The organism is Streptomyces pseudovenezuelae (genome assembly GCF_029892565.1).
Lineage (GTDB): Bacteria > Actinomycetota > Actinomycetes > Streptomycetales > Streptomycetaceae > Streptomyces > Streptomyces pseudovenezuelae_A.
Map to the genome: position 1 here is coordinate 593,388 of NZ_JARXVH010000001.1, position 19,704 is coordinate 613,091.

The window sequence follows — 19,704 nt, forward strand, 5'->3', positions numbered from 1 at the left end:
GCCGCTGCCCCTGTTCACGGCGTGTACACCGCAGGCCGCGGCGCCGTCGCCATCCCGTCCCCGATGAAGAAGCTCGGGTGCGGGGGCTGGTTGTAGGCGGTGTTCTGCCAGGTCAGCGCCGTGCGGTACTGGGTGTCGTGGAGGAGTGTGGTGATGCGGGTGCTTGTGTCGTACGGCGTCGAGTAGATCCGTAGCGCCGTGTTGTCCGACGTCGGCCAGACGACCTCCTCGCGCCAGTCGCCGAGGATGTCGCCGGACAGGGACGGGGTCGCCTTGGTGCCGTTGTTGGAGTGGACCGAGACGCCGGTCAGGAGGCGGGTGTCGGAGGCGGTGCCGTACTTGTCGATGTGGGTGCCGTCGAGGAGTTCACGGACCGGGTCACCGTCCCACCAGGAAAGGAAGTTGGTGCTGGACGGCTTGCGGGTCGACACCACCGTGCCCTTGGGGTTGCGGATGCCGCTCTCCGACGCCGACCACGATTCGGCGCCGGCGCTGCCCGCCCAGATGTCACCGGAGACGCCCCGGCCGTTGTCGCCGTTGGCGGGTGTGGACCAGAGGATCTGGCCGGTCCTCGCGTCCGCCATCCAGGAGGACGGCTTCGAGGAGTCCTCGTCGACCTTGAACTCCTCCAGGCCCGCGCGGGACGGGTCGAGATCGCCGACGTGCATGGCGTCGCCGTGGCCGTTCTTGGTCGTCCACAGGCCGGAGCCGTTGTCGTCCACGGTCATCGAGCCGTACACGATCTCGTCCTTGCCGTCCCCGTCGACGTCCGCGACCGACAACTGATGGTTGCCCTGACTGTCGTACCCCTTACCGGAGTTGGTCGAGGAGTTGGTGTCGAAGGTCCAGCGACGGGTGAAGGCGCCGCCGCGCCAGTCCCAGGCCGCGATCACCGTGCGGGTGTAGTAGCCGCGCGCCATGATCAGGGAAGGGCGGGCGCCGTCCAGGTACGCCGTGCCCGCGAGGAAACGGTCGACGCGGTTGCCGTACGAGTCGCCCCACGACGACACCGTGCCGCGCGCCGGGACGTAGTCGACGGTCCCCATCGCCTTGCCGGTCTGGCCGTTGAACATCGTCAGGTACTCCGGGCCCGAGAGTACGTATCCGCTGGAGTTGCGGTAGTCGGCGGAGGAGCTGCCGATCACCGTGCCGGTGCCGTCGACCGTTCCGTCCGCCGTCTTCATGGCGATCTCGGCCTTGCCGTCGCCGTCGTAGTCGTACACCTGGAACTGCGTGTAGTGCGCGCCGGAGCGGATGTTGCGGCCCAGGTCGATGCGCCACAGGCGGGTGCCGTCGAGCTTGACGCCGTCCAGGATCGTGTTGCCGGTGTAGCCGGACTGGGAGTTGTCCTTGGCGTTGGTCGGCTGCCACTTGACGACGAAGTCCAACTGGCCGTCGCCGTCCAGGTCTCCGACGGAGGCGTCGTTCGCCTCGTAGGTGTAGGCGACGCCGTCGGGAGTCGTGCCGCCGGCGGGTGGGCTCAGCGGCACGTCCTTGTAGCCGGTGCGGAACTGGATCGCGTGGACCGAGTCCGCCTGCTCGACGCCGCCCACGATCGCGCGGACCGTGTAGTCGGCCTGGGCGGGGGCGCCGGCGTGGAAGTAGGTGGTCGAGCCTGTGATCGGGGTTGAGTTGACCTTCGTGCCGGCGCGGTAGACGTTGAACGAGACGTCGTTCGGGTCGGTGCCCAGCCAGCGCCAGCTGACCAGGTTGCCGCTGTCGGTGTGAACGCTGACTACGCCCCGGTCGAGCTTCTCGACCTGGCGGGCGGTGGCGGCCTGGGCCGTGCCGGTGGTCAGGCCGGTGAGTCCGGCGGCGATCAGGGCCACTGCCGCGACCGTCGCCGAGAGGTAGGCCCGGCGTCTGCGATTCAAGTGCGACTGCGGATGCGGGTGCGGATGCGGGTGCTGCACGTGACATACCTCCAGAGAGGACGGACGGGTTCCGCACGTTCAGTCGCCGCCGCCGTCCGCCACGTTGCCGTATCTTTCGGCCAGTTCGGCGATCGTTCGGGTGATGCGTTCGCGCAGCTCGGGCGGTTCGAGGACCTCGATGTCCGTGCCCAGGCGCAGGAACTCGCCATGCGCGTGTCCGACCGACTCGATGGGCACCCGGGCGAGGGTCCAACCGTCCTCACCCGTACGCCCGTTCACCGCCCTGGGCAGTGTCACGCCGGGGGCAAGGCGTACCACCGCCTCCGCCCGGTACAGCCGGTCGTGGAAGTCGCGCTGGTACGCCGTCCAGTACGCGGCCAGGTCGAAGGCGTCGGGGCGCGTGAACTCCTCGTCGGACGTGGCCAGTTCGAGGATCTGGTCGACGCGGAAGGTGCGCGGCGCCGATCCGGCGGCTCCCGCGACGACGTACCAGCGGCCCGCCTTCAGTACCAGTCCGTACGGCTCCAACCGGCGCTCCACGTCGGTCGGTTCGGCCCAGCGGCGGTAACGGACGTGCAGCACACGGCTGTTCCAGACCGCGTCGGCCACCGCCGGGAGGTACGGGGCCTCGTCGGCGTCCGCGTACCAGCCGGGCGCGTCCAGGTGGAAGCGACCGCTGATCCGGTCGGCGTGGGCGCGCAGCTCCGGCGGCAGGGCGGCGCGGACCTTGAGCTGGGCGGCGGCGAGGACGGAGCCGAGGCCGAGTTCGGCGGCGGGGCCGGGGGCGCCGGCCAGGAAGAGGGCCTCGGCCTCGCCGGCGGTGAGGCCGGTCAGGCGGGTGCGGTAGCCGTCGAGCAGGCGGTAGCCGCCGGCGTGGCCCGCGTCGCCGTACAGCGGGACGCCCGCCGCGCCGAGCGCCTCGACGTCCCGGTAGACCGTGCGCACCGAGACCTCCAGCTCCTCGGCGAGCTGGGCGGCGGTCATCCGGCCCCGGGTCTGGAGCAGCAGCAGGATCGAGACGAGTCGGCTGGACTTCACGGTTCCAGAATCCCAGACTTCACTGACACATGTTGTCAGTGAAGTCGTCCTAGCGTCCTGCCATGGCCTTCACGGAGAAACTGCTGACCGTGCCGCCCCCGATCGAGCTGGCGGGCCGGCACATCAAGCGCTACCACGTCACCGCGGACCCGGCGGGCATCGCGCCCGACATCGAGAAGGCGGCGTACGCGATCCTGCCGGAGCTGCTGCCGGAGCCGGACGGCACTCCGCCGGCCACCTTCGTGGTGCTGCACAAGGGCGGCGACACCGGCGCCTATCTCAACGCCTACAGCTGGGTGTGGGACAACGTGCTGCACTTCCGGGGCGCCTCGGCGGGCCAGCCGGTTCTCGGCTGCCCGGACGACGACCCGACCCACTTCATCCGGCCCGACCTGCCCTGGATCGGCTGCGTCTGGGAGCTGCCGCCGATCCTGCACGAACGGGACGCCTGGGTCCGGCACCTGCTAGCGCCCGAAGTCCCGGATCTCGACGCCTACTTGACCGACTCCCTGCCCGAGGGAACGACTGGAGACCGCTCATGAGCAGCCCGCACGACTTCGACTTCTTCCACGGCGAGTGGGAGGTGGTCAACCGCCGCCGCACCGACTTCCTCGACCCGGACAGCGGTTGGGCGGAGTTCCCGGCGACGAGCCGCTGCCGGCCGCTGTTCGACGGGGCCGCGAACGTCGACGAGATCGACCTGCCGCACCTCGGGGCCAAGGGCGCGACCCTGCGGCTCTTCGACCGGGCGACCGAGCGGTGGTCGCTGTACTGGGCCGCGAGCCGCAGCGGCACGCTCTTCCCGCCGTTGACCGGTCAATTCGACGGCGACCGGGGCGAGTTCTTCGGCGACGACACCCATGAAGGCAAGGACGTGCGGGTGCGGTACGTCTGGACGGTCCCGTCGCCCGGCCACGCCCGCTGGGAGCAGGCCTTCTCCGTCGACGACGGGGAGAACTGGCTGACCAACTGGACGATGGACTTCAGTCGGCCGACGGCTTCCTGAAGGCCCGCAGCGTGAACTCCGGGTCGGCGCGCGGCCGTTCCTGGTCGGGCAGCGCCTCCAGCCGCTCGGCGAACCGTTCGGTGAGCGGGTCGTCGGGCGGCAGCCGGGTGAACCAGCCGCGGCGCAGATCGGCGGCGGTACGGCGCGGGCTGCGGCCCTGCCCTCGGCCCGGAAAGCGGGCCTGCCCCGCCGGACGCAGGCCGTGCGCGGCGGCGTACGTCTCCACCAGCAGGGCGGCGTCCGGGGCCGGGCGGCGCGGGCGCGGGGCGAGCACGGCGTCGATGTCGCTGCCCACGTCGTGCGCGGCGGCCTTGTCGACGGTGGTGACGTACACCCCGCCCGGCTTGAGCACCCGGGCGCACTCGGCGACGACCGCCCGCACGTGCTCGGGTTCGTCGAGCAGGTGCAGCAGCCACACGCTGGTGACGGCGTCGAAGGTGGCGTCCGGGAACGGCAGCGTGCGGCTGTCCGCGAGGACGATCGCGCCGGGCAGCCGCCTCGCGGCCATCCGGGCCATGCCGTACGTCAGGTCCGCGCCCGTCACCCGGGCGGCGGGCCGCGCCGCCGCGAGCCGCCGGGTGACGATGCCGGTTCCGCAGGCGATGTCGAGCAGTCGGCCGGTCGAGGCGGGGACCAGGCCCAGTACGGCGTCCGCCGCCGCGGCGGCCCGGGGCTCACCGCCGCGACTCGCGTCGTAGGCGTCGGCTTCCTTGTCGTAGTCGAGCACGGACGTCAGTGTGCCCCGTGGCCCTGCGCCAACTCCTCGACCCGGCGGGCGAGCGCGAGGTCCAGCTCGGTGACCCGGCCGCCGACGCTGTGCGTGTTCACCGACAGCGACACGGTGTTGTAGCCGAGAGTGAGGTCGGAGTGGTGGTCCGACTCCTCCTGGACCTGGGCGATGTGGACGACCATCGCGGTCGCCGCGAAGTGCGTGCCGAGCCGGTAGGAGCGGGTGAGCAGGTCTCCGTCGAGCGACCAGCCCGGCAACCCGGCCAGCCCCTCCTCGATCTCCTGCTGCGACAGCGGTTTCACGGCCATGGCATCGCTCCTTCGTGAACGCCGGATACCCCTTCAGCGTGCCACAGTCCGGGCCGTCGCCGCGCTGGTCAGAGGGGGTCGCCCCGAGCGCCGCCCGGTTCCCGTGCCCGGACGTCGACTACGGTCGTCGTATGACCGCCGCCGCGCACGGAGACTCCACCGCCACCACCGCGTCCAGGTCCGCCTCCGCGTCCTCGGACAAAAGTGTCGGCCCGCTGCTGCGGGCCTGGCGGGAGCGGCGGCGGGTGAGTCAGTTGGAGCTGGCTCTGCGCGCCGACTCCTCCGCCCGGCACATCAGCTTCATCGAGACGGGTCGCTCCCGGCCCAGCGAGGAGATGGTGCTGCGGCTCGCCGAGCACCTGGACGTGCCGGTGCGTGAGCGCAACGCCCTGCTGCTGGCGGCCGGTTACGCGCCGCGCTATCCGGAGACCCCGCTGGACTCCCCCGCGCTGGACGCCTTGCGCGAGGGCGTGGAGCGGCTGATCCAGTGCTACGAGCCGTATCCGGCGCTGGTGGTGGACGCGACGTACCAGGTGCTGGCCGCCAACCGGGGCATCGCGATCCTGCTCGACGGCATCCCGCCCCATCTGCTCCAACCGCCCCTGAACGCGATGCGGTTGACCCTGCACCCGGAGGGCCTGGCACCGCGCATCCGCAACCTGCGCGAATGGCGCGGGCACCTCCTGGACCAGATGCGGCGCGAGATCGCCCTGCACCGCTCCGAACCACTGCGGCAGCTGTACGAGGAGGTCGCCGCCTACCCGGTGCCCGAGTCGGACCCGTCCGCCGAACCGGCCGAGCCCGTGCCGTACTTCGCGCTGCCGATGCAGCTGGAGCACGAGGGCCGGACGCTGTCGTTCATCTCGTCGATCTCCACGTTCAACACGCCGATGGACGTGACGGTCGCCGAGCTGGCCATCGAGACGCTGCTCCCGGCCGACCCGGCGACCGCCAAGTACCTTCAGGCGCTGATGTCCTGACGGCCCTTCAGTGCGAGGTGCTGGAGCACCGCGAGGGCGGCGACGACCAGCGCCTGGAGCACCGTCCAGACGGCACCGGACGTGGTGGGGGCCAGCCACAGGGCCAGGGCCGCACAACTCAGGAGCGTCCAGGCGAGGTTGGTCTCGATCACCGCCCGGACGGGCAAGGCGGCGGGCCGGGGCCGGGAGGCGAGCAGGCCGACGGCGGCGCCGTACGCGGCGAGGATCGCGCCGAGGACGAGCAGCAGCCCCCGGTCGACGCCGAGGAACCGGCCGAGCGGTCCTGCGGCGGCGAGATAGACGACGCCGTTGGCGCCGGTCACCACGGCGTCCGCGGCGAGGAGGCGTCGTAGCACCGCGTTCGGGTCGGAGGTCCGGGCGAGGGCTCCGAGAGTGGTCGCGGACATCGGGCGTCACCTTTCGCTGGGAAAGCGCGGGGAATGTGCTGCGGACGCGCTGGGAATCAGCTGTCGACTCACTGAGAACACGTGCCGGGCGTCGCGGGACGGGCGAGACTCTCGCGACAGGAGCCGGGCCGGGTTCCGGACCGGAGTGCGCCGTCCCGGAACCCGATGTCCCCACGGTCCCGCGCGTCGCCCGCCCGGTCGATTACCTCTGGGGTAAGGAGAGGGGAGATCGCGGGCTCGGTATGTGCCTGACCTTGATCCCATGAGACTGTCGGCGGAACATGACACACTGCTTCGCGCATACTTCGGCGCGTAGGGGAGGCGTGACGTGAGTGAGCGGCGTCCCGCGCCCACCGTGGGCCAGGTGGTGCTCGGCAAGCGCCTGCAGGAGCTGAGAGAGGCGGCCGGCCTCAAGCGTGAGGAGGCCGCCCAGGTACTGCGGGTGGCCCCCGCGACCGTACGGCGGATGGAAATGGCCGACGTCGCGCTGAAGATCCCGTATGTCCAGGTGCTGCTTGAGACGTACGGGGTCGCCGACGAGGAGGCTGCCGCGTTCGTCGCGCTGGCCGAGGAGGCGAACCGGCCGGGCTGGTGGCAGCGGTTCCACGACGTGCTGCCGGACTGGTTCAGCCTGTACGTGAGCCTGGAGGGCGCCGCCCGGCTCATCCGCTCCTACGAACCGCACTTCGTGCCCGGGCTGCTGCAGACCGAGGACTACGCGCGTGCCGTCATGGAGGCGGGCACGGTCGGGCAGACCGAGCCCGGGGCCATCGAGCGGCATGTGACCCTGCGCATGACCCGGCAGCGGCTCCTGGACCGCCCCGACCCGCCCCACCTGTGGGTGATCATGGACGAGACGGTGCTGCGGCGGCCGGTGAGCATCCGCGGCGAGGTGATGCGCGGGCAGCTGGACAAGCTCCTTGAGTACGCCGAGCGCGACCGGGTCACGCTGCAGATCGCCGAGTTCGAGGACGGTCCGCACCCGGGGACGTACGCGCCCTTCACCCTCTTCCGCTTCGCCGAGCCGGAGCTGCCCGACATGGTCTTCACCGAGTACCTGACCGGCGCCCTGTACCTCGACTCCCGCAGCGAGGTCTCCGCGCACCTGGAGGTCCTCGACCACATGACGGCGCGCGCGGCCTCGGCCGAGCGCACCAAGAAGCTCCTGCGGGAGTGCCGCGAGGACTTCTGAGCGTGCCCGAGCGGCACCGAGCCATCTCCTGCGGCACCTTGAGCGACACCGAGCCACCCCCGGCACCGCCTGAGTCACGCACCGCACCTTTCCCACACCGAGGAGAAGACACGGCATGACCGGATCCGACGCCGCAGCCGCCCGGATAGACACCAGCAGGCCGCACCCGGCCCGGGTGTACGACTGGTGGCTGGGCGGCAAGGACAACTACCCGGTGGACGAGGAGCTGGCCCGCCGCATCCTCACCGCGGACGGCACGGCGGTGCGCGGCGCGCGCGCCAACCGCCGCTTCATGCACCGGGCGACCCGTACCACCGCCGAGGCCGGCATCCGCCAGTTCCTGGACATCGGCACGGGCATCCCCACCGAGCCCAACCTGCACCAGGTGGCGCAGCGCGTCGCCCCGGACGCGCGGGTGGTGTACGCGGACAACGACCCGATCGTGCTGCGGCACGCGCAGGCGCTGCTGCACGGTTCGGCCGAGGGCAGCACCGAGTACGTGCACGCCGACGCCCGCGACCCGGAGACGATCCTGCGACTGGCCGGCGAGACCCTCGACTTCACGCGGCCGATCGCGCTGTCGCTGGTCGCGCTCACCCACTACCTGGGCGAGGAGCCCGCAGGCGACGACGTGTACGGCCTGGTCAAGCGGTACGTCGACGTGCTCGCCCCGGGCAGTTACCTGGTCATGTCGCAGGTCACCCCGGACCTCAACCCGGAGGCCATCGCGAAGGCGGCCGACCACTTCCGGCACAGCGGCACACCGTTCTATCCGCGCACCCTGGCCGAGTTCTCGCGGTTCTTCGACGGTCTGGAACTGCTGGGCCCCGGCGTCATCTCGGTCTACGGCTGGCGGCCGGACCCGGAGGACGTGGCGGCCCAGGCGGAGGGCATCGTGCCCCTGTACGGCGCGGTCGCCCGCAAGGCCTGACCCGTACGGCTGCGGTGAACGGGTGCGCTCCCCTGCCCCGCCCTAGGTTCGACACCACGGGCAAGCAAGGGAGCGCACGTGACCGACACGCGGACACCGCCCGCCGAGCCGGGAGCGGCGCTGCCGCGCGGCCGGCGGGCCGCAGACGACGCGAAGGAGGCCTGATGCCCTCGGACGCTGTGCTGTACCAGGCGGCCGCGCTCTGCCTGACCTTCCCCGACGGCGACCTCCGCGCCAGGCTGCCCCTGCTGCGCGAAGCCGCCCCGCAGCTGCGGGAGTTCGTCGACCACGCGGCCCTCACACCGCCGCAGGAGCTGGCCACGCACTATGTCCAGGTCTTCGACCTCGACAACCGGCACAGCCTGTACCTGAGTTGGTGGTACGACGGCGACGCCCGGCGGCGCGGGATGTCCCTGGCCCGTTTCAAGGACCTGTACCGCACGCACGAGTTGGAGTTCACCGGCGAGGAGCTGCCCGACTACCTGCCCGCGGTCCTGGAGTTCACGGCCCGCACAGGCAACCTCGACCTGCTGACCGAGTACCGCGCCGCTCTGGATCAACTCCGAACCCGACTGGCCGACTTGGGCACGCCGTACGCGTCCGTCCTGGACGCCGTCTGCGCCACCCTGCCCACCGCACCCACCGAGGTGCGATGAGCGGGGTGCGCCGGAGCGACTAGGCGGCGCCGCCCTTCTGGTCCCGCTCCTCGTCCACGATCTCGGCGTCCACCACACCCTCGTCGTCCTGCGGCGAGGTGTCCTGCTCGGTGCCGGCACCGGTGCCGGGGTCGTCCGTAGGGGGCCGGTCGGCCTGCGCGTACATCGCCTGGCCCATCTGCTGGCTGACGGAGGCGAGTTTCTCGACGCCGGTGCGCAACGCGGCGGTGTCGGCGTCCTGTTCCAGCAGAGCCTTCAGCTCGGTGGCCGCGGCCTCGACCTCGGACCTGGTGTCGGCCGGGATGCGCTCCTCGTTGTCGCGGACGAACTTCTCGGTCTGGTAGACGAGTTGCTCGGCCTGGTTGCGGGTCTCGGCGGCCTCCCGGCGCTTGCGGTCCTCGTCGGCGTACTGCTCCGCCTCCCGCATCATGCGGTCGATGTCGTTCTTCGGGAGCGCCGAGCCGCCGGTCACCGTCATCTTCTGCTCGCGACCGGTGGCGAGGTCCTTCGCCGAGACGTGCATGATGCCGTTGGCGTCGATGTCGAAGGCGACTTCGATCTGCGGCACCCCGCGCGGGGCGGGCGGCAGCCCTGTGAGGTCGAAGACGCCCAACTTCTTGTTGTACGCGGCGATTTCACGTTCGCCCTGATACACCTGGATGCCGACCGAGGGCTGGTTGTCGGCGGCGGTGGTGAAGATCTCCGAACGCCGGGTCGGGATCGTCGTGTTGCGCTCGATCAGCTTGGTCATGATGCCGCCCTTGGTCTCGATGCCGAGGGACAGCGGGGTGACGTCGAGCAGCAGCACGTCCTTGACGTCGCCGCGGATGACGCCCGCCTGGAGGGCCGCGCCGACAGCGACGACCTCATCGGGGTTGACGCCCTTGTGCGGGTCCTTGCCGGTGAGTTCCTTGACCAGTTCGGTGACCGCGGGCATCCGGGTCGAGCCGCCGACCAGGATGACGTGGTCGATCGCCGCCAACGGCACGTTCGCGTCCTTGACCGCCTGGTGGAAGGGCGTCTTGCAGCGGTCGAGGAGATCCGCGGTCAGCTCCTGGAACTGGGCCCGGGTCATCTTCTCGTCGAGGTGCAGCGGACCGGCCGCGGAAGCGGTGATGTAGGGCAGGTTGATGGTGGTCTCGGTCGAACTGGACAGCTCGATCTTGGCCTTCTCCGCGCCCTCGCGCAGCCGTTGCAGCGCCATCTTGTCGTTGCCGAGGTCGATGCCCTGCTGCCCCTTGAACCTCTTGACCAGGTACTCGACGACCCGCTGGTCCCAGTCGTCACCGCCCAGATGCGTGTCACCGTTGGTCGCCTTGACCTCGATGACACCGTCGCCGATCTCCAGCAACGACACGTCGAAGGTGCCGCCGCCGAGGTCGAAGACCAGCACGGTCTGCTCCTCGCCCCGGTCCAGGCCGTAGGCGAGCGCGGCGGCCGTCGGCTCGTTGATGATCCGCAGCACCTTCAGGCCCGCGATCTCCCCGGCCTCCTTGGTCGCCTGCCGCTGCGAGTCGTCGAAGTACGCCGGCACGGTGATCACCGCGTCCGTGACGTCCTCGCCGAGGTAGGCCTCGGCGTCCCGCTTCAGCTTCTGCAGCACCCGCGCCGACAGCTCCTGGGCCCGGTAGCGAGTCCCATCCACAGAGCCCTGATCAGGGAAACGCCACTCCGCGTCCCCCATGTACCGCTTCACCGAGCGCGCGGTGCGCTCCACGTTCGTCACGGCCTGCCGCTTGGCGACCTCGCCGACCAGCACCTCCCCGTTCTTGGCGAAGGCCACCACCGACGGTGTGGTCCTGGCTCCCTCCGCGTTGGCGACGACGGTGGGTTCGCCGCCCTCCAGGACGGCGACCACCGAGTTCGTGGTCCCCAGATCGATCCCGACCGCACGTGCCATTTCGGTCCCCTTCCGCCAGGGCACTTCCCCGACTACAGCACAAAACTTGAGTGCGCTGTTGTCAATGCCGCCTACCCGGAAACGACGATGCCGCGCCCCCGATCGGGGAACGCGGCACCGAAAAAAGGACCAGGCCTACGAGGGTCAGGCGAGCTTGGCCGACAGCGTGATGGTCGTGCCGGTGAGCGCCTGGCTGACCGGGCAGTTCTTCTTGGCGTCCTCGGCGGCGGCGACGAAGGCCTCGTCGTCGATGCCGGGGACGGTGCCCTCGACCGTGAGGTGGATGCCGGTGATGCCCTCACCCGGCTGGAAGTTCACGTCGGCCGAGGTGACGAGCTTGGTGGACGGGGTGCCGGCGCCGTTGAGAGCGTGCGACAGCGCCATGGAGAAGCAGCTGGAGTGCGCGGCGGCGATCAGCTCTTCCGGGCTGGTCTTGCCGTTTGCGTCCTGAGACCGCGAAGCCCACGTGACCGGCTGCGCCTCGATGGCACCGGAGGAGTCGAAGTTCACGACACCTTGGCCCTCGATCAGGTTGCCTTCCCAGACGGTGTGTGCGGAGCGCGTGGTTGCCACGATTGTTCCTTTCGGGTGGGGTCCCGTGCGTGACCCGTATCCGGGTGCCAGGACACCATCCGATCACACCTCCGGCCGCCGCACCCACCTGACTGGCTCGGTGGTCGTCTCCGCCCCGAGGTCACCGCACCCGAAACACCGGCCCCCGCGCACTGAACGGCAGTCGGGCGCCCTGCGGGATCAGGTACGCGTGCTCTCGCCGCACCCGCAGGACGTCGCACCAGCCGTCGGTGATGACCAGGATCGGGGCGCCGGGCGGGAAGTCGTCTGCGCGGTGCAGCAGGTCGATGCCCGGCTGGAGGACCGTACCGCCGCGGCCGTGCACCCGGACCCGGCCGGCGATCTCCGTCACCGGCACGAAGCCGGCGTCGTGCGCGGCCGCGTCGCAGAAGACGACGCGGGCGGCCGGTACGTCCCGGGCCTCGGCGTACGAGGCGATCGCGCCGAGCGCCTTGCCGAGCAGGACGCGGTCCATGGAGCCGGAGGTGTCGAGGACCACGCCGAAGGTGCAGCGGGCGATCTCCTCGGGCGGGAAGTAGCGGCCCGCGCGCGGGATGTCGGGAGTGGAGGACTGGCGGCGCGAGGGACGGGCGTAGGAGCGGACCGGTTCGGGGCGGGGCACGAACTCGTCGAACCAGCGGGCGAGTTGGGCGTCCCAGGGCAGCGGCGGGTGGCTGAGGGCGCGGATCTCCTCGATCAGGCCGCCGGGCAGGTAGCCGCGCTCCTGCTGCTGGTGCAGGTCGAGGCCCTGGCACAGGCCGCGCCGGTAGAACTCGTCGAGGTCGACGTAGTCGCCGGGCGGGCCGAGCGGGGCGCCGAGCACGTCGCCGACGCCCTTGCCGCGCAGGGTGGACAGGCGGCGCATGCGGCGCAGGTCGCCGGCGATCCGGTCGTAGACCTCCTCGGCGGACAGGCCCGTCAACTCACGGTCGTACAGCAGGCCTTCGGGCATCGTGCCGACCTGCATCTCGCTGAGCCAGCCGTTGACGACGTAGTCGCAGGCGATGTTGAAGAGGTAGGGGTCGCGGGTGCCGCAGCGGTCGCCATGGCGCAGGGCGGCGTGCAGCATCTCGTGGCCGAGGATGAACCGCCACTCCTCGTCGTCGAAGGTCCGCAGCGGGTTGACGTAGATCTCGCCGGCCTCGACGTTGACGGCGGCCACCGCGATGCCGTGGGCGCGGGCGAGCTCGGCGTCGGCGACCAGTTTGATGCCGGCCGCGATGCCGCCGAGCAGCGGGTAGGAGGAGACGAACCAGCTCAACGCCCGTTGCCAGGGCCGCAGTTGCGCCACCTGGCCATCCAGGGAGTCGCGGCGGCCGCCCGCCATGTCCATCGCCGCCGACACGGTCCGGGTCAGCGCGGTGGCGAACGCCAGCTGCCAGTCCGGGGGTTGACCGAGCCACCCGTGCCACGGCAGGAGCAGCTGGTCGGGCTCGTGGCCCGCGGTACCGCAGTGCTCGTACACGGCCGGCAGTCCGTCCCGCCGCCAGCGCGCGGCGAGTTGCTCCTCGTCACCGTCGGGGTAGGCGGTGGGCAGCTCCTCGGGGGTTCTGCCGATGGTGAAGCCGAGCAGGAAGCGGTTGACGACGACGCAGCGCGCGGCGAGGTCGAAGCGGTCCGGCTGGGTGCGCTCGCCCTTCACGGCCGGTACGTGTCCGAAGCCGAGGTGGAGCACGGCGTGCGCCACCGCCCAGGCCCAGGCGGCCGGTTCGGCGAGGCGCTGCGGGTGGGCGTGCAGGTCGCCGTCGGAGTCGACGCGCACCAGGCCGTTCCGGGGCGCGAGTCGGCAGTCCTCGTGCCGGCAGACGTTGAACTCGACGGCGGCCAGCGCCGGGTTGGCCCCGACCAGCCGCATCCCCTCGGCGAAGGCCTCGGCCGCGAGGTCCCGCTTCTTCTCGCCCTTGGTCCGGGCCCGGCTCACCGCCGCGCCTCCACCAAACGCGGCATGTCCCGCGCCGCCTCGACCAGGAACCACGAGGGCAGTACGGGGTTGCCGTCGGCGTCCGAGGCGATGACGGTCTGTGCGACCTCGACGGAGATCTCGGCGAGCTGCACGAGCAGCGACTTGGCGCGGTACGCGGTCTGCCGTCCGTTCGCCGACATGTGCTCCTTGCTGACCGGGAGTTCCTTGACCAGGCGCCCGCGGAATGACTCGGCGAGGTAGTAGAGCAGGTCGCGGTCCTCCATGCGGTGCGGCCAGCCAGCGTCGCCCTTGATGATGGCCTCGATGCCGTACTGGCTGCGCACGATCTTGGCGTAGCCGCAGAACGCGGTGGCGTGCGCGGGCGTCAGCGTGCCGTGCGCGAGCACCTTCAGGGTCTCCTCGTCGAGGTCGCGGCCGAAGGAGTGCAGCGCGTCGGAGAGCATGTGCCAGGAGCGGGGCGTGGAGAACGGCTCCTCGGTCTTGGGCGGCTTGGACCACAGGTGGTCGGGGCGGTCGGTGAGGTGGTCGAGGATCCAGGGGTGGATGTCGTTGTTCGCCGCCCAGATCAGCCAGTCCTTGGCGGAGGCCTCCAGGTGGACGTGGGCGAGCCGGTTGACCAGGGCGGAGGCGATCGGGCGGGCGAGCGCGTTGTCCGTGGCGCGGTTGCCGGCGCCGATGACGATCGAGCCCTTCGGCAGCTCGTAGTTGCCGATGCGGCGGTCCAGGATCAGCGAGTAGAACGCCTTCTGCACATCCGGCGAGGCCGCGTTCAGCTCGTCCAGGAACAGGCAGTACGGCTCGTCGCGGGCGATCGCCTCCGGCGGGCAGAACACCGAGCGCCCGTCCCGGATCTGCGGCACCCCGATCAGGTCCTCGGGCGCGAGCTGGGTCCCGAGCAGACTCACGCACTCCAGCCCCAGCGACACGGCGAACTCCCTTACCAGGGAGGACTTTCCGATGCCGGGCGCGCCCCAGAGGAAGACCGGCCGCACGGTGGCGAGGCCGAGCAGCAGTTCGGGGATACGGGCGGGAGTGACGGTGACGGCTGCCTGCACGCAGGGGCTCCTGGGAAAGGTTCGAGGGGCGCGCGCGACACGCGACGTCCGATACGACCAGTGTGTGCCGGGAGCCGATCCGACGCAGCCGATTTTTCCGCCGCCCGTTCGACAGGAACGTCCATCGACAGGAACGTCTACGCCACGCGGTCCTCCCGGGCGGGCAACGGCACCTGCGGCCCGTCCGTCTCCCGCAGCCAGCGCAGCAGCACCCGGTGCACCGATTCGGCGCCGACCAGCTCGCAGCCCTCCTGTACCGGCGGGGAGAACGCGACCGGGGAGAGCAGGAACGGTCTGGCCTGCGCCCCGCCGAGCCCTCCGTGCGACCCGATCTGCTCCTCGAACGCGAGCACTTCGCCGTCGGCCGGGTCGTGGGCCGAGTTGACCATGATGTCGGCGGTGTGCGGAAAGTCGTGCGTGCGCCGGACGGCGTCGGCGGCGCCGGTCCCGAACGCCCCCAACGGCCCGGGATCGCCGTCGAGTTGGTCCAACGGGATCTCCGCGCCGTACGCGCCGAGCACGACCCCGCCGTGCCGCTCGCTGCGCACCAGCAGGAAGCCGATGCCGGGGTGGTTGGCGAGGGTCGTCAGCAGGGCCGGGTGGCGGGCGTCGATCTCCTCCTTGCTCATCCGGTGCGGCACGTCCGGGAAGGAGACCAGGCCGAGGTTGCCCGAGGCCAGGACGATCGGCTCGGAGCGGCGGGAGGGCCGGTGCTGCTCGCCGCCCTCCTCGACGGGCCGGCGCAGCGCGGCCCGCACGGCGGCGCGCGCCTCGGCCCCGCTGTGCGTGCGCTGCGCCTTGCGCGGCACGGGCAGCCCGCAGCCGGCCCGCACCAGCTCGCCCAGGCCCAGGCCGTAGCGGGACCGGAAGGTCTCGCCGGGGCTCTGGCCGTGGTCGGAGAGCAGGACGATCCGGTACGGCCGCGGGGCGTGCTCGGCGGCGTTCTGGATCAGCGCGAGCGAGCGGTCGAGGCGGGCGAGGACCTTCTCGGCGTCCCGGCTGTGCGGCCCGGAGTGGTGCGCCACCTCGTCGTACGCCACCAGGTCCGCGTAGACGGCGGTGCGCCCGGCGAACATGTCGCCCATCACCGCGGCGACGACGACGTCACGCTCGACGACGGTCGCGAAGGCGCGGATGAGGGGGTAGAGGCCGCCGCGCTTGACGCGCGGGCGCTGCTTGCGGACCCGGGTCCGGGTGGACTGGCCGATCTCGCGGCCGACCTCGGCGACGAAGGACATCGCGGTGCGCACGGCGTTGGCCGGGTCGGAGAAGTACGCGAAGTAGCCCGCCCTGGACCGGTTCTCGCGCCCGCGCCTGCGGGTGGCGATGGACAGCACCAGGGCCTGTTCGTCGGCGCCGCCGCTGAACAGGTTGCCGCGGCTCGCTCCGTCGGCGGTGAGCAGGCCGCCGTCGCCGGTGCGCTCGACGGCGCGGCGCTGGAGTTCGGCCGCGCTGGTCGGCCGGTTGCAGACCATGACCTCGCGGGTGTCCTTCTCGTACCAGCGGAAGGCGGGCACGTCGAAGTTGCTGCCGTGCAGGATGCCGAGCTGGCTGGCGCCGGTCTGGCTGGACCAGTCGGTGCACCACCGGGTGAGCCGGTGGCTGCCCTCCAGCCAGGTGGCGACGGTGGGCATCAGGCCCTTGCCGACGGCGGCGAGCAGGACGTCGTGGCCGACGCCGTCGAGTTGCAGGAAGACGGTGCCAGGGCTGGACGGTCCGGTCGGACCGGGGCCACTGCGGCGGTCGGCGAGGCGGTAGAGGCGGCGCCGGTAGGCGTCGTCGTCGCGCACGGCCAGCGCACCACCGGTGGCGGAGGCCACGGCGGACATCACGGCGGCCACCACGACGGCGGTCTCCGGGGCCACCTCGCCCCGTCCTGACGGGTTGATCCGCAGCGCGATCAGCAGCAGGGACCCGTTGAGCACGAACACCAACAGGCCCAGGACCAGGGCGGGTACGAGCAGCAGCAGCCGTACGAGCAACGGCCACACCAGCGCCGACAGCAGACCGAAGGCGCCGGCGGCGAACGCCGCGGTGACCGCTATCCGGGTCGCGGTGTCGCCGTCCGGTGACTGGATCTGGAAGTCGGGCAGGATCCCGGCGAGCACGAGCATGGTGACCGTGGAGACGGCCCACACGGCGATGCTGCGCCCCATCTGACTGGCGATCCGCCGCCAACGCCCGCCACGCACGCCCTGCCACCTCTCCCGACCCGACGCCGGAGCGGGCCCCTGTCTCCCTACCCTGTCATACGGCCCTGACCGACCGGTTTCCCGACAGCGACCCGTCGATCACGTCGGCGACCGGCCGTTTCCCGTCAGCGGCCGTCGTATCCGGCCGTCGGCATGGACAGGCGGCGATGCACCCGCGCCTTCATCTGCGCGTCGTAGGCGGGCTCGGCGGATCCCACGGTCTCCACCCGCACCCCGCGTCGCGCGCACTCCGCGGTGAACTCCTCGACGGACGACAGCGCGCTCTCCAAGACCCGTCGGCTGGGCGCCACGAACAGGTCGGAGCCGGGGCGGACACCGTCCCACAGCACACAGTGGTCGGCCCGCAGCCCTCGTACCAGAAGCTCCCGGCTGATGATGTAGCCCCGCTCGGCCGCCCAGCGCGCGCACATGGCGTGCTGGCTGCGGGAGTCCACCAGGAAGGGATCGGCGTCCAGCTCTTCGAGCGGCGTCAGACTCGCGATCGCAGTGACCCGCACCGGTCCCATGGCGTCCCCCTCACCTCCGGGTTTCGCCGCCGACCCTACTCCAGCCCGTAGGCTTCGGGGAGTCGCGCGAAGGAGGCAAAGAGGTGCCGGTGGAGATCACCTGGTGGGGTCACGCCACCTGCACGGTCGCGGACTCGGGCGTACGTGTGCTCACCGATCCCCTGTTCGCACGCCGGCTCGCGCATCTGCGCCGCCGGCGCGGGGCGGTCCCCACGGTCGACGCCCGGCGCGCGGACCTGGCCCTTGTCTCCCATCTGCACGCCGACCACCTGCACGTTCCGTCCCTTGAGCGGCTCGATCCGGGCACGCGCCTGCTGGTGCCCCGGGGCGCACCACGGGCGGTGCCGGGGCTGCGCCGGCTCGCGCATCTGTCGGTGACCGAGGTGGCGGCCGGGGACGTGATCCCGGTCGGCGATGTGGTGGTACGGGTGGTGTCGGCGCGGCACGACGGGCGGCGGTTGCCGGTCGGACCGCATCGCTCGCCCGCGCTCGGCTTCGTCGTCGAGGGCCAGGCGCGGACGTACTTCGCCGGGGACACCGGGCTGTTCGACACCATGGCCGAGGAGGTCGGGCCGGTCGACGTGGCGCTGCTGCCGGTCGGCGGCTGGGGACCGTATCTCGGCGAGGGGCATCTGGACGCGGGGCGGGCGGCCGAGGCGCTGGCCCGGCTCGCGCCGCGCAGTGCGGTGCCGGTGCACTACGGCACGTACTGGCCGATCGGGATGGACGCGGTACGCCCCCATGAATTCCACGCGCCCGGCGAGGAGTTCGTGCGCCTCGCGGCCGAGCGCGCGCCGGGCGTGGCGGTGCACCTGCTCGGGCACGGGGAGAGCGTGCGCGTGGGGGTCACCCGGTGATAGCGCTGGCCGCGGCCTCGACATCGACCGCGCCCGAGACCGCACAGCAGGCGATCGGGTATCCGACGCTGTTCCTGCTGGTGCTGCTCGGGGCACTGGTGCCGGTGGTGCCGACGGGGGCGCTGGTGAGTTCGGCGGCCGTGGTGGCCTTCCACCAGGAGGCGCCGCTCGCGATGGTGCTGGTCTTCGTGACGGCCTCGCTGGCCGCGTTCCTCGGCGACGCGACGCTGTACTGGCTGGGCCGGCGCGGCATGCACTCGAAGAACGGTTCGCGCTGGCTGGAGGCGATCCGGTCGCGGGCACCGGAGGACCGCCTGACCCAGGCGCAGGAAAAGCTGGCCGACCACGGGGTCGCGGTCCTGGTCCTGTCCCGCCTGGTCCCGGCGGGCCGCCTCCCGGTGATGCTGGCCTGCCTCCTGGCCCGCTGGCCGATGCGCCGCTTCGCCCGCGGCAACCTCCCGGCCTGCCTCGCCTGGGCCGTCACCTACCAACTCATCGGCGTCCTCGGCGGCTCCCTCTTCAACGAGCCGTGGGAGGGCGTGGTCGCGGCGGTCGCATTGACGGTGGTGCTCAGCGCGGCGCCCAGTCTGTGGCGACGAGTGCGGAAGCCGCGGGCGGCTTAGGCGGCGCTGTTGTCGGGCGCCCCCCAGGGGGCGGGAATTCGGTATCACCCGGCGGATTGGCGCGTACCCGACTCCGGGGCGGGCGGGCTACGTTCGGGCGATGGCACAGATCAGCTACCGGGCGTCCGACGGCTGCGCCCTGCACGCCACGACCGTGGGCGACGGCCCGCCCCTGGTCCTCCTGCACGCCGGTGGCCCCGACCACCGGAGCATGCTCCCGCTGGCCGAGCTGCTCGCCGACCGCCGGCTGGTCGTCCTGCCCGACCTGCGGGGCTACGGACGTTCGGTGTGCAGGGATCCGGAGCGCTTCACCTGGGATCGGTACACCGAGGACGTCATCGGGCTGTTGGACCACCTCGGTCTCCCGGACACCGTACTCGCCGGGGCGGGTATCGGTTCCACGATCACGCTCCGGACCGCGGCCGCTTACCCGGCGCGCGTGCGGGCCGCCGTGCTGATCGGGGTCGAGGACATCGAGGACGACGAGGCGAAGGAGGCCGAGATCCGGTTCCTCGACGCGTTCGCGGAGCGGGTCGCGGCCGACGGCATCGAGGCGGGCTGGGCGCCCGTCCTCGCCGCGTTCCCACCCGTCGTCGGCGAAATGGTGCGCGACGCGATCCCACGCTCCGACCCCGCCAGCATCGTGGCCGCCGCGGCGATCGGCCACGACCGCTCTTTCCGCAGCGTCGCCGAACTCGCGACGATCACCGCACCGACCCTGGTCTTCCCCGGCACGGACCCCCGCCACCCCACCGCCCTCGCCGAGGAGGCCGCCGCCACCCTCCCGCACGGCCTGCTGGCCACGGCCCGGATCGACGGCGACCTGCACACAGCCGAGGACCTGGCCCGCGCGACGGCACCGTCGATCCGAGCGTTCCTCAAGCCATAGAGGAGAAGGCAAAAAAGGGGAACGGGATACGGCGGCCACACG

Annotated in this window: 20 protein-coding genes; 9 read left to right on the forward strand and 11 right to left on the reverse strand. The window is 71.7% G+C overall.

Annotated features, from left to right (window positions below):
- Positions 1-14: 14 nt before the first annotated feature.
- On the reverse strand, positions 15-1,913 hold the full coding sequence (locus M2283_RS02635) for a rhamnogalacturonan lyase (RefSeq protein WP_432423013.1): 1,899 nt from the start codon (positions 1,911-1,913) through the stop codon (positions 15-17).
- Between the two features lie 39 nt (positions 1,914-1,952).
- Positions 1,953-2,912, reverse strand: a complete 960-nt coding sequence (locus M2283_RS02640) for a helix-turn-helix transcriptional regulator (RefSeq protein ID WP_280874277.1) — start codon at positions 2,910-2,912, stop codon at positions 1,953-1,955.
- Positions 2,913-2,974: 62 nt separating this feature from the next.
- Here M2283_RS02640 and M2283_RS02645 point away from each other — a divergent pair, with 62 nt between their 5' ends.
- A complete protein-coding gene (locus M2283_RS02645) occupies positions 2,975-3,454 on the forward strand; it encodes a hypothetical protein (protein WP_124001781.1) in 480 nt (159 codons plus the stop codon).
- Complete coding sequence (locus M2283_RS02650; protein WP_280874279.1) at positions 3,451-3,918, forward strand: hypothetical protein; 468 nt, start codon at positions 3,451-3,453, stop codon at positions 3,916-3,918. Before M2283_RS02645 ends, M2283_RS02650 begins: the two co-directional genes overlap by 4 nt.
- On the opposite strand, the gene M2283_RS02655 is transcribed toward M2283_RS02650, so the two are convergent.
- Both M2283_RS02655 and M2283_RS02660 read right to left on the reverse strand, forming a co-directional pair.
- On the reverse strand, positions 3,896-4,645 hold the full coding sequence (locus M2283_RS02655; RefSeq protein ID WP_280874280.1) for a class I SAM-dependent methyltransferase: 750 nt from the start codon (positions 4,643-4,645) through the stop codon (positions 3,896-3,898). The two genes, M2283_RS02650 and M2283_RS02655, sit on opposite strands and share 23 nt — an antisense overlap.
- A 5-nt stretch (positions 4,646-4,650) precedes the next feature.
- Positions 4,651-4,956 carry a 4a-hydroxytetrahydrobiopterin dehydratase gene (locus M2283_RS02660; protein WP_280874281.1) on the reverse strand — a complete coding sequence of 102 codons (306 nt, stop codon included), beginning with the start codon at positions 4,954-4,956 and terminating at the stop codon, positions 4,651-4,653.
- A 131-nt stretch (positions 4,957-5,087) separates the two neighbouring features.
- On the opposite strand from M2283_RS02660, the gene M2283_RS02665 reads away from it, so the two are divergent.
- Entirely contained in the window at positions 5,088-5,936 is an 849-nt protein-coding gene (locus M2283_RS02665; RefSeq protein ID WP_280874282.1) for a helix-turn-helix domain-containing protein, read from the forward strand.
- On the opposite strand, the gene M2283_RS02670 is transcribed toward M2283_RS02665, so the two are convergent.
- Positions 5,918-6,343, reverse strand: coding sequence for a hypothetical protein (locus M2283_RS02670; protein ID WP_280874283.1), 426 nt, complete (start codon positions 6,341-6,343; stop codon positions 5,918-5,920). The two genes, M2283_RS02665 and M2283_RS02670, sit on opposite strands and share 19 nt — an antisense overlap.
- 328 nt (positions 6,344-6,671) lie before the next feature.
- On the opposite strand from M2283_RS02670, the gene M2283_RS02675 reads away from it, so the two are divergent.
- The 3 genes from M2283_RS02675 to narJ all read left to right on the forward strand — a co-directional run bounded on the left by M2283_RS02675 (position 6,672) and on the right by narJ (position 9,122).
- Positions 6,672-7,535, forward strand: coding sequence for a helix-turn-helix domain-containing protein (locus tag M2283_RS02675; protein ID WP_280874284.1), 864 nt, complete (start codon positions 6,672-6,674; stop codon positions 7,533-7,535).
- 115 nt (positions 7,536-7,650) lie between these two features.
- The gene (locus M2283_RS02680; RefSeq protein WP_280874285.1) at positions 7,651-8,466 is read left to right on the forward strand and encodes an SAM-dependent methyltransferase; all 816 of its coding nucleotides are present in this window, start codon (positions 7,651-7,653) and stop codon (positions 8,464-8,466) included.
- Between the two features lie 164 nt (positions 8,467-8,630).
- A complete protein-coding gene (gene narJ / locus M2283_RS02685) occupies positions 8,631-9,122 on the forward strand; it encodes a nitrate reductase molybdenum cofactor assembly chaperone (RefSeq protein ID WP_280874286.1) in 492 nt (163 codons plus the stop codon).
- Positions 9,123-9,141: 19 nt separating this feature from the next.
- Here narJ and dnaK read toward each other — a convergent pair whose 3' ends face one another.
- The 6 genes from dnaK to M2283_RS02715 form a co-directional block, all read right to left on the reverse strand.
- The gene (gene dnaK, locus M2283_RS02690; RefSeq protein ID WP_280874287.1) at positions 9,142-11,022 is read right to left on the reverse strand and encodes a molecular chaperone DnaK; all 1,881 of its coding nucleotides are present in this window, start codon (positions 11,020-11,022) and stop codon (positions 9,142-9,144) included.
- A 144-nt stretch (positions 11,023-11,166) separates the two neighbouring features.
- Entirely contained in the window at positions 11,167-11,595 is a 429-nt protein-coding gene (locus M2283_RS02695; RefSeq protein ID WP_280874288.1) for an OsmC family peroxiredoxin, read from the reverse strand.
- Between the two features lie 121 nt (positions 11,596-11,716).
- Positions 11,717-13,450, reverse strand: coding sequence for a vWA domain-containing protein (locus M2283_RS02700; RefSeq protein WP_432423021.1), 1,734 nt, complete (start codon positions 13,448-13,450; stop codon positions 11,717-11,719).
- 62 nt (positions 13,451-13,512) lie between these two features.
- Positions 13,513-14,574, reverse strand: a complete 1,062-nt coding sequence (locus tag M2283_RS02705) for an ATP-binding protein (protein ID WP_280874290.1) — start codon at positions 14,572-14,574, stop codon at positions 13,513-13,515.
- Between the two features lie 137 nt (positions 14,575-14,711).
- Positions 14,712-16,730 carry a phage holin family protein gene (locus M2283_RS02710; RefSeq protein ID WP_280874701.1) on the reverse strand — a complete coding sequence of 673 codons (2,019 nt, stop codon included), beginning with the start codon at positions 16,728-16,730 and terminating at the stop codon, positions 14,712-14,714.
- Positions 16,731-16,891: 161 nt separating this feature from the next.
- A complete protein-coding gene (locus tag M2283_RS02715) occupies positions 16,892-17,293 on the reverse strand; it encodes a hypothetical protein (RefSeq protein ID WP_280874291.1) in 402 nt (133 codons plus the stop codon).
- 83 nt (positions 17,294-17,376) lie between these two features.
- Between M2283_RS02715 and M2283_RS02720 the strand changes: the two genes are divergently transcribed.
- The 3 genes from M2283_RS02720 to M2283_RS02730 all read left to right on the forward strand — a co-directional run bounded on the left by M2283_RS02720 (position 17,377) and on the right by M2283_RS02730 (position 19,662).
- The gene (locus M2283_RS02720; RefSeq protein ID WP_280874292.1) at positions 17,377-18,150 is read left to right on the forward strand and encodes an MBL fold metallo-hydrolase; all 774 of its coding nucleotides are present in this window, start codon (positions 17,377-17,379) and stop codon (positions 18,148-18,150) included.
- The gene (locus M2283_RS02725) at positions 18,147-18,773 is read left to right on the forward strand and encodes a DedA family protein (protein WP_280874293.1); all 627 of its coding nucleotides are present in this window, start codon (positions 18,147-18,149) and stop codon (positions 18,771-18,773) included. The genes M2283_RS02720 and M2283_RS02725 overlap by 4 nt, the downstream gene beginning before the upstream one ends.
- A 100-nt stretch (positions 18,774-18,873) precedes the next feature.
- On the forward strand, positions 18,874-19,662 hold the full coding sequence (locus M2283_RS02730) for an alpha/beta fold hydrolase (RefSeq protein ID WP_280874294.1): 789 nt from the start codon (positions 18,874-18,876) through the stop codon (positions 19,660-19,662).
- Positions 19,663-19,704: the final 42 nt, after the last annotated feature.

Excerpts from the sequence above, each read along its gene's own strand:
- M2283_RS02730 (WP_280874294.1), top strand. The coding sequence starts at position 18,874 with ATGGCACAGATCAGCTACCGGGCGTCCGACGGCTGCGCCCTGCACGCC.
- M2283_RS02670 (WP_280874283.1), bottom strand. The coding sequence starts at position 6,343 with ATGTCCGCGACCACTCTCGGAGCCCTCGCCCGGACCTCCGACCCGAAC.
- M2283_RS02650 (WP_280874279.1), top strand. The coding sequence starts at position 3,451 with ATGAGCAGCCCGCACGACTTCGACTTCTTCCACGGCGAGTGGGAGGTG.
- M2283_RS02680 (WP_280874285.1), top strand. The coding sequence starts at position 7,651 with ATGACCGGATCCGACGCCGCAGCCGCCCGGATAGACACCAGCAGGCCG.
- M2283_RS02700 (WP_432423021.1), bottom strand. The coding sequence starts at position 13,450 with ATGCGGCTGGTCGGGGCCAACCCGGCGCTGGCCGCCGTCGAGTTCAAC.
- narJ (WP_280874286.1), top strand. The coding sequence starts at position 8,631 with ATGCCCTCGGACGCTGTGCTGTACCAGGCGGCCGCGCTCTGCCTGACC.
- M2283_RS02710 (WP_280874701.1), bottom strand. The coding sequence starts at position 16,730 with ATGGGGCGCAGCATCGCCGTGTGGGCCGTCTCCACGGTCACCATGCTC.
- M2283_RS02665 (WP_280874282.1), top strand. The coding sequence starts at position 5,088 with ATGACCGCCGCCGCGCACGGAGACTCCACCGCCACCACCGCGTCCAGG.
- M2283_RS02645 (WP_124001781.1), top strand. The coding sequence starts at position 2,975 with ATGGCCTTCACGGAGAAACTGCTGACCGTGCCGCCCCCGATCGAGCTG.
- M2283_RS02715 (WP_280874291.1), bottom strand. The coding sequence starts at position 17,293 with ATGGGACCGGTGCGGGTCACTGCGATCGCGAGTCTGACGCCGCTCGAA.
- M2283_RS02660 (WP_280874281.1), bottom strand. The coding sequence starts at position 4,956 with ATGGCCGTGAAACCGCTGTCGCAGCAGGAGATCGAGGAGGGGCTGGCC.
- dnaK (WP_280874287.1), bottom strand. The coding sequence starts at position 11,022 with ATGGCACGTGCGGTCGGGATCGATCTGGGGACCACGAACTCGGTGGTC.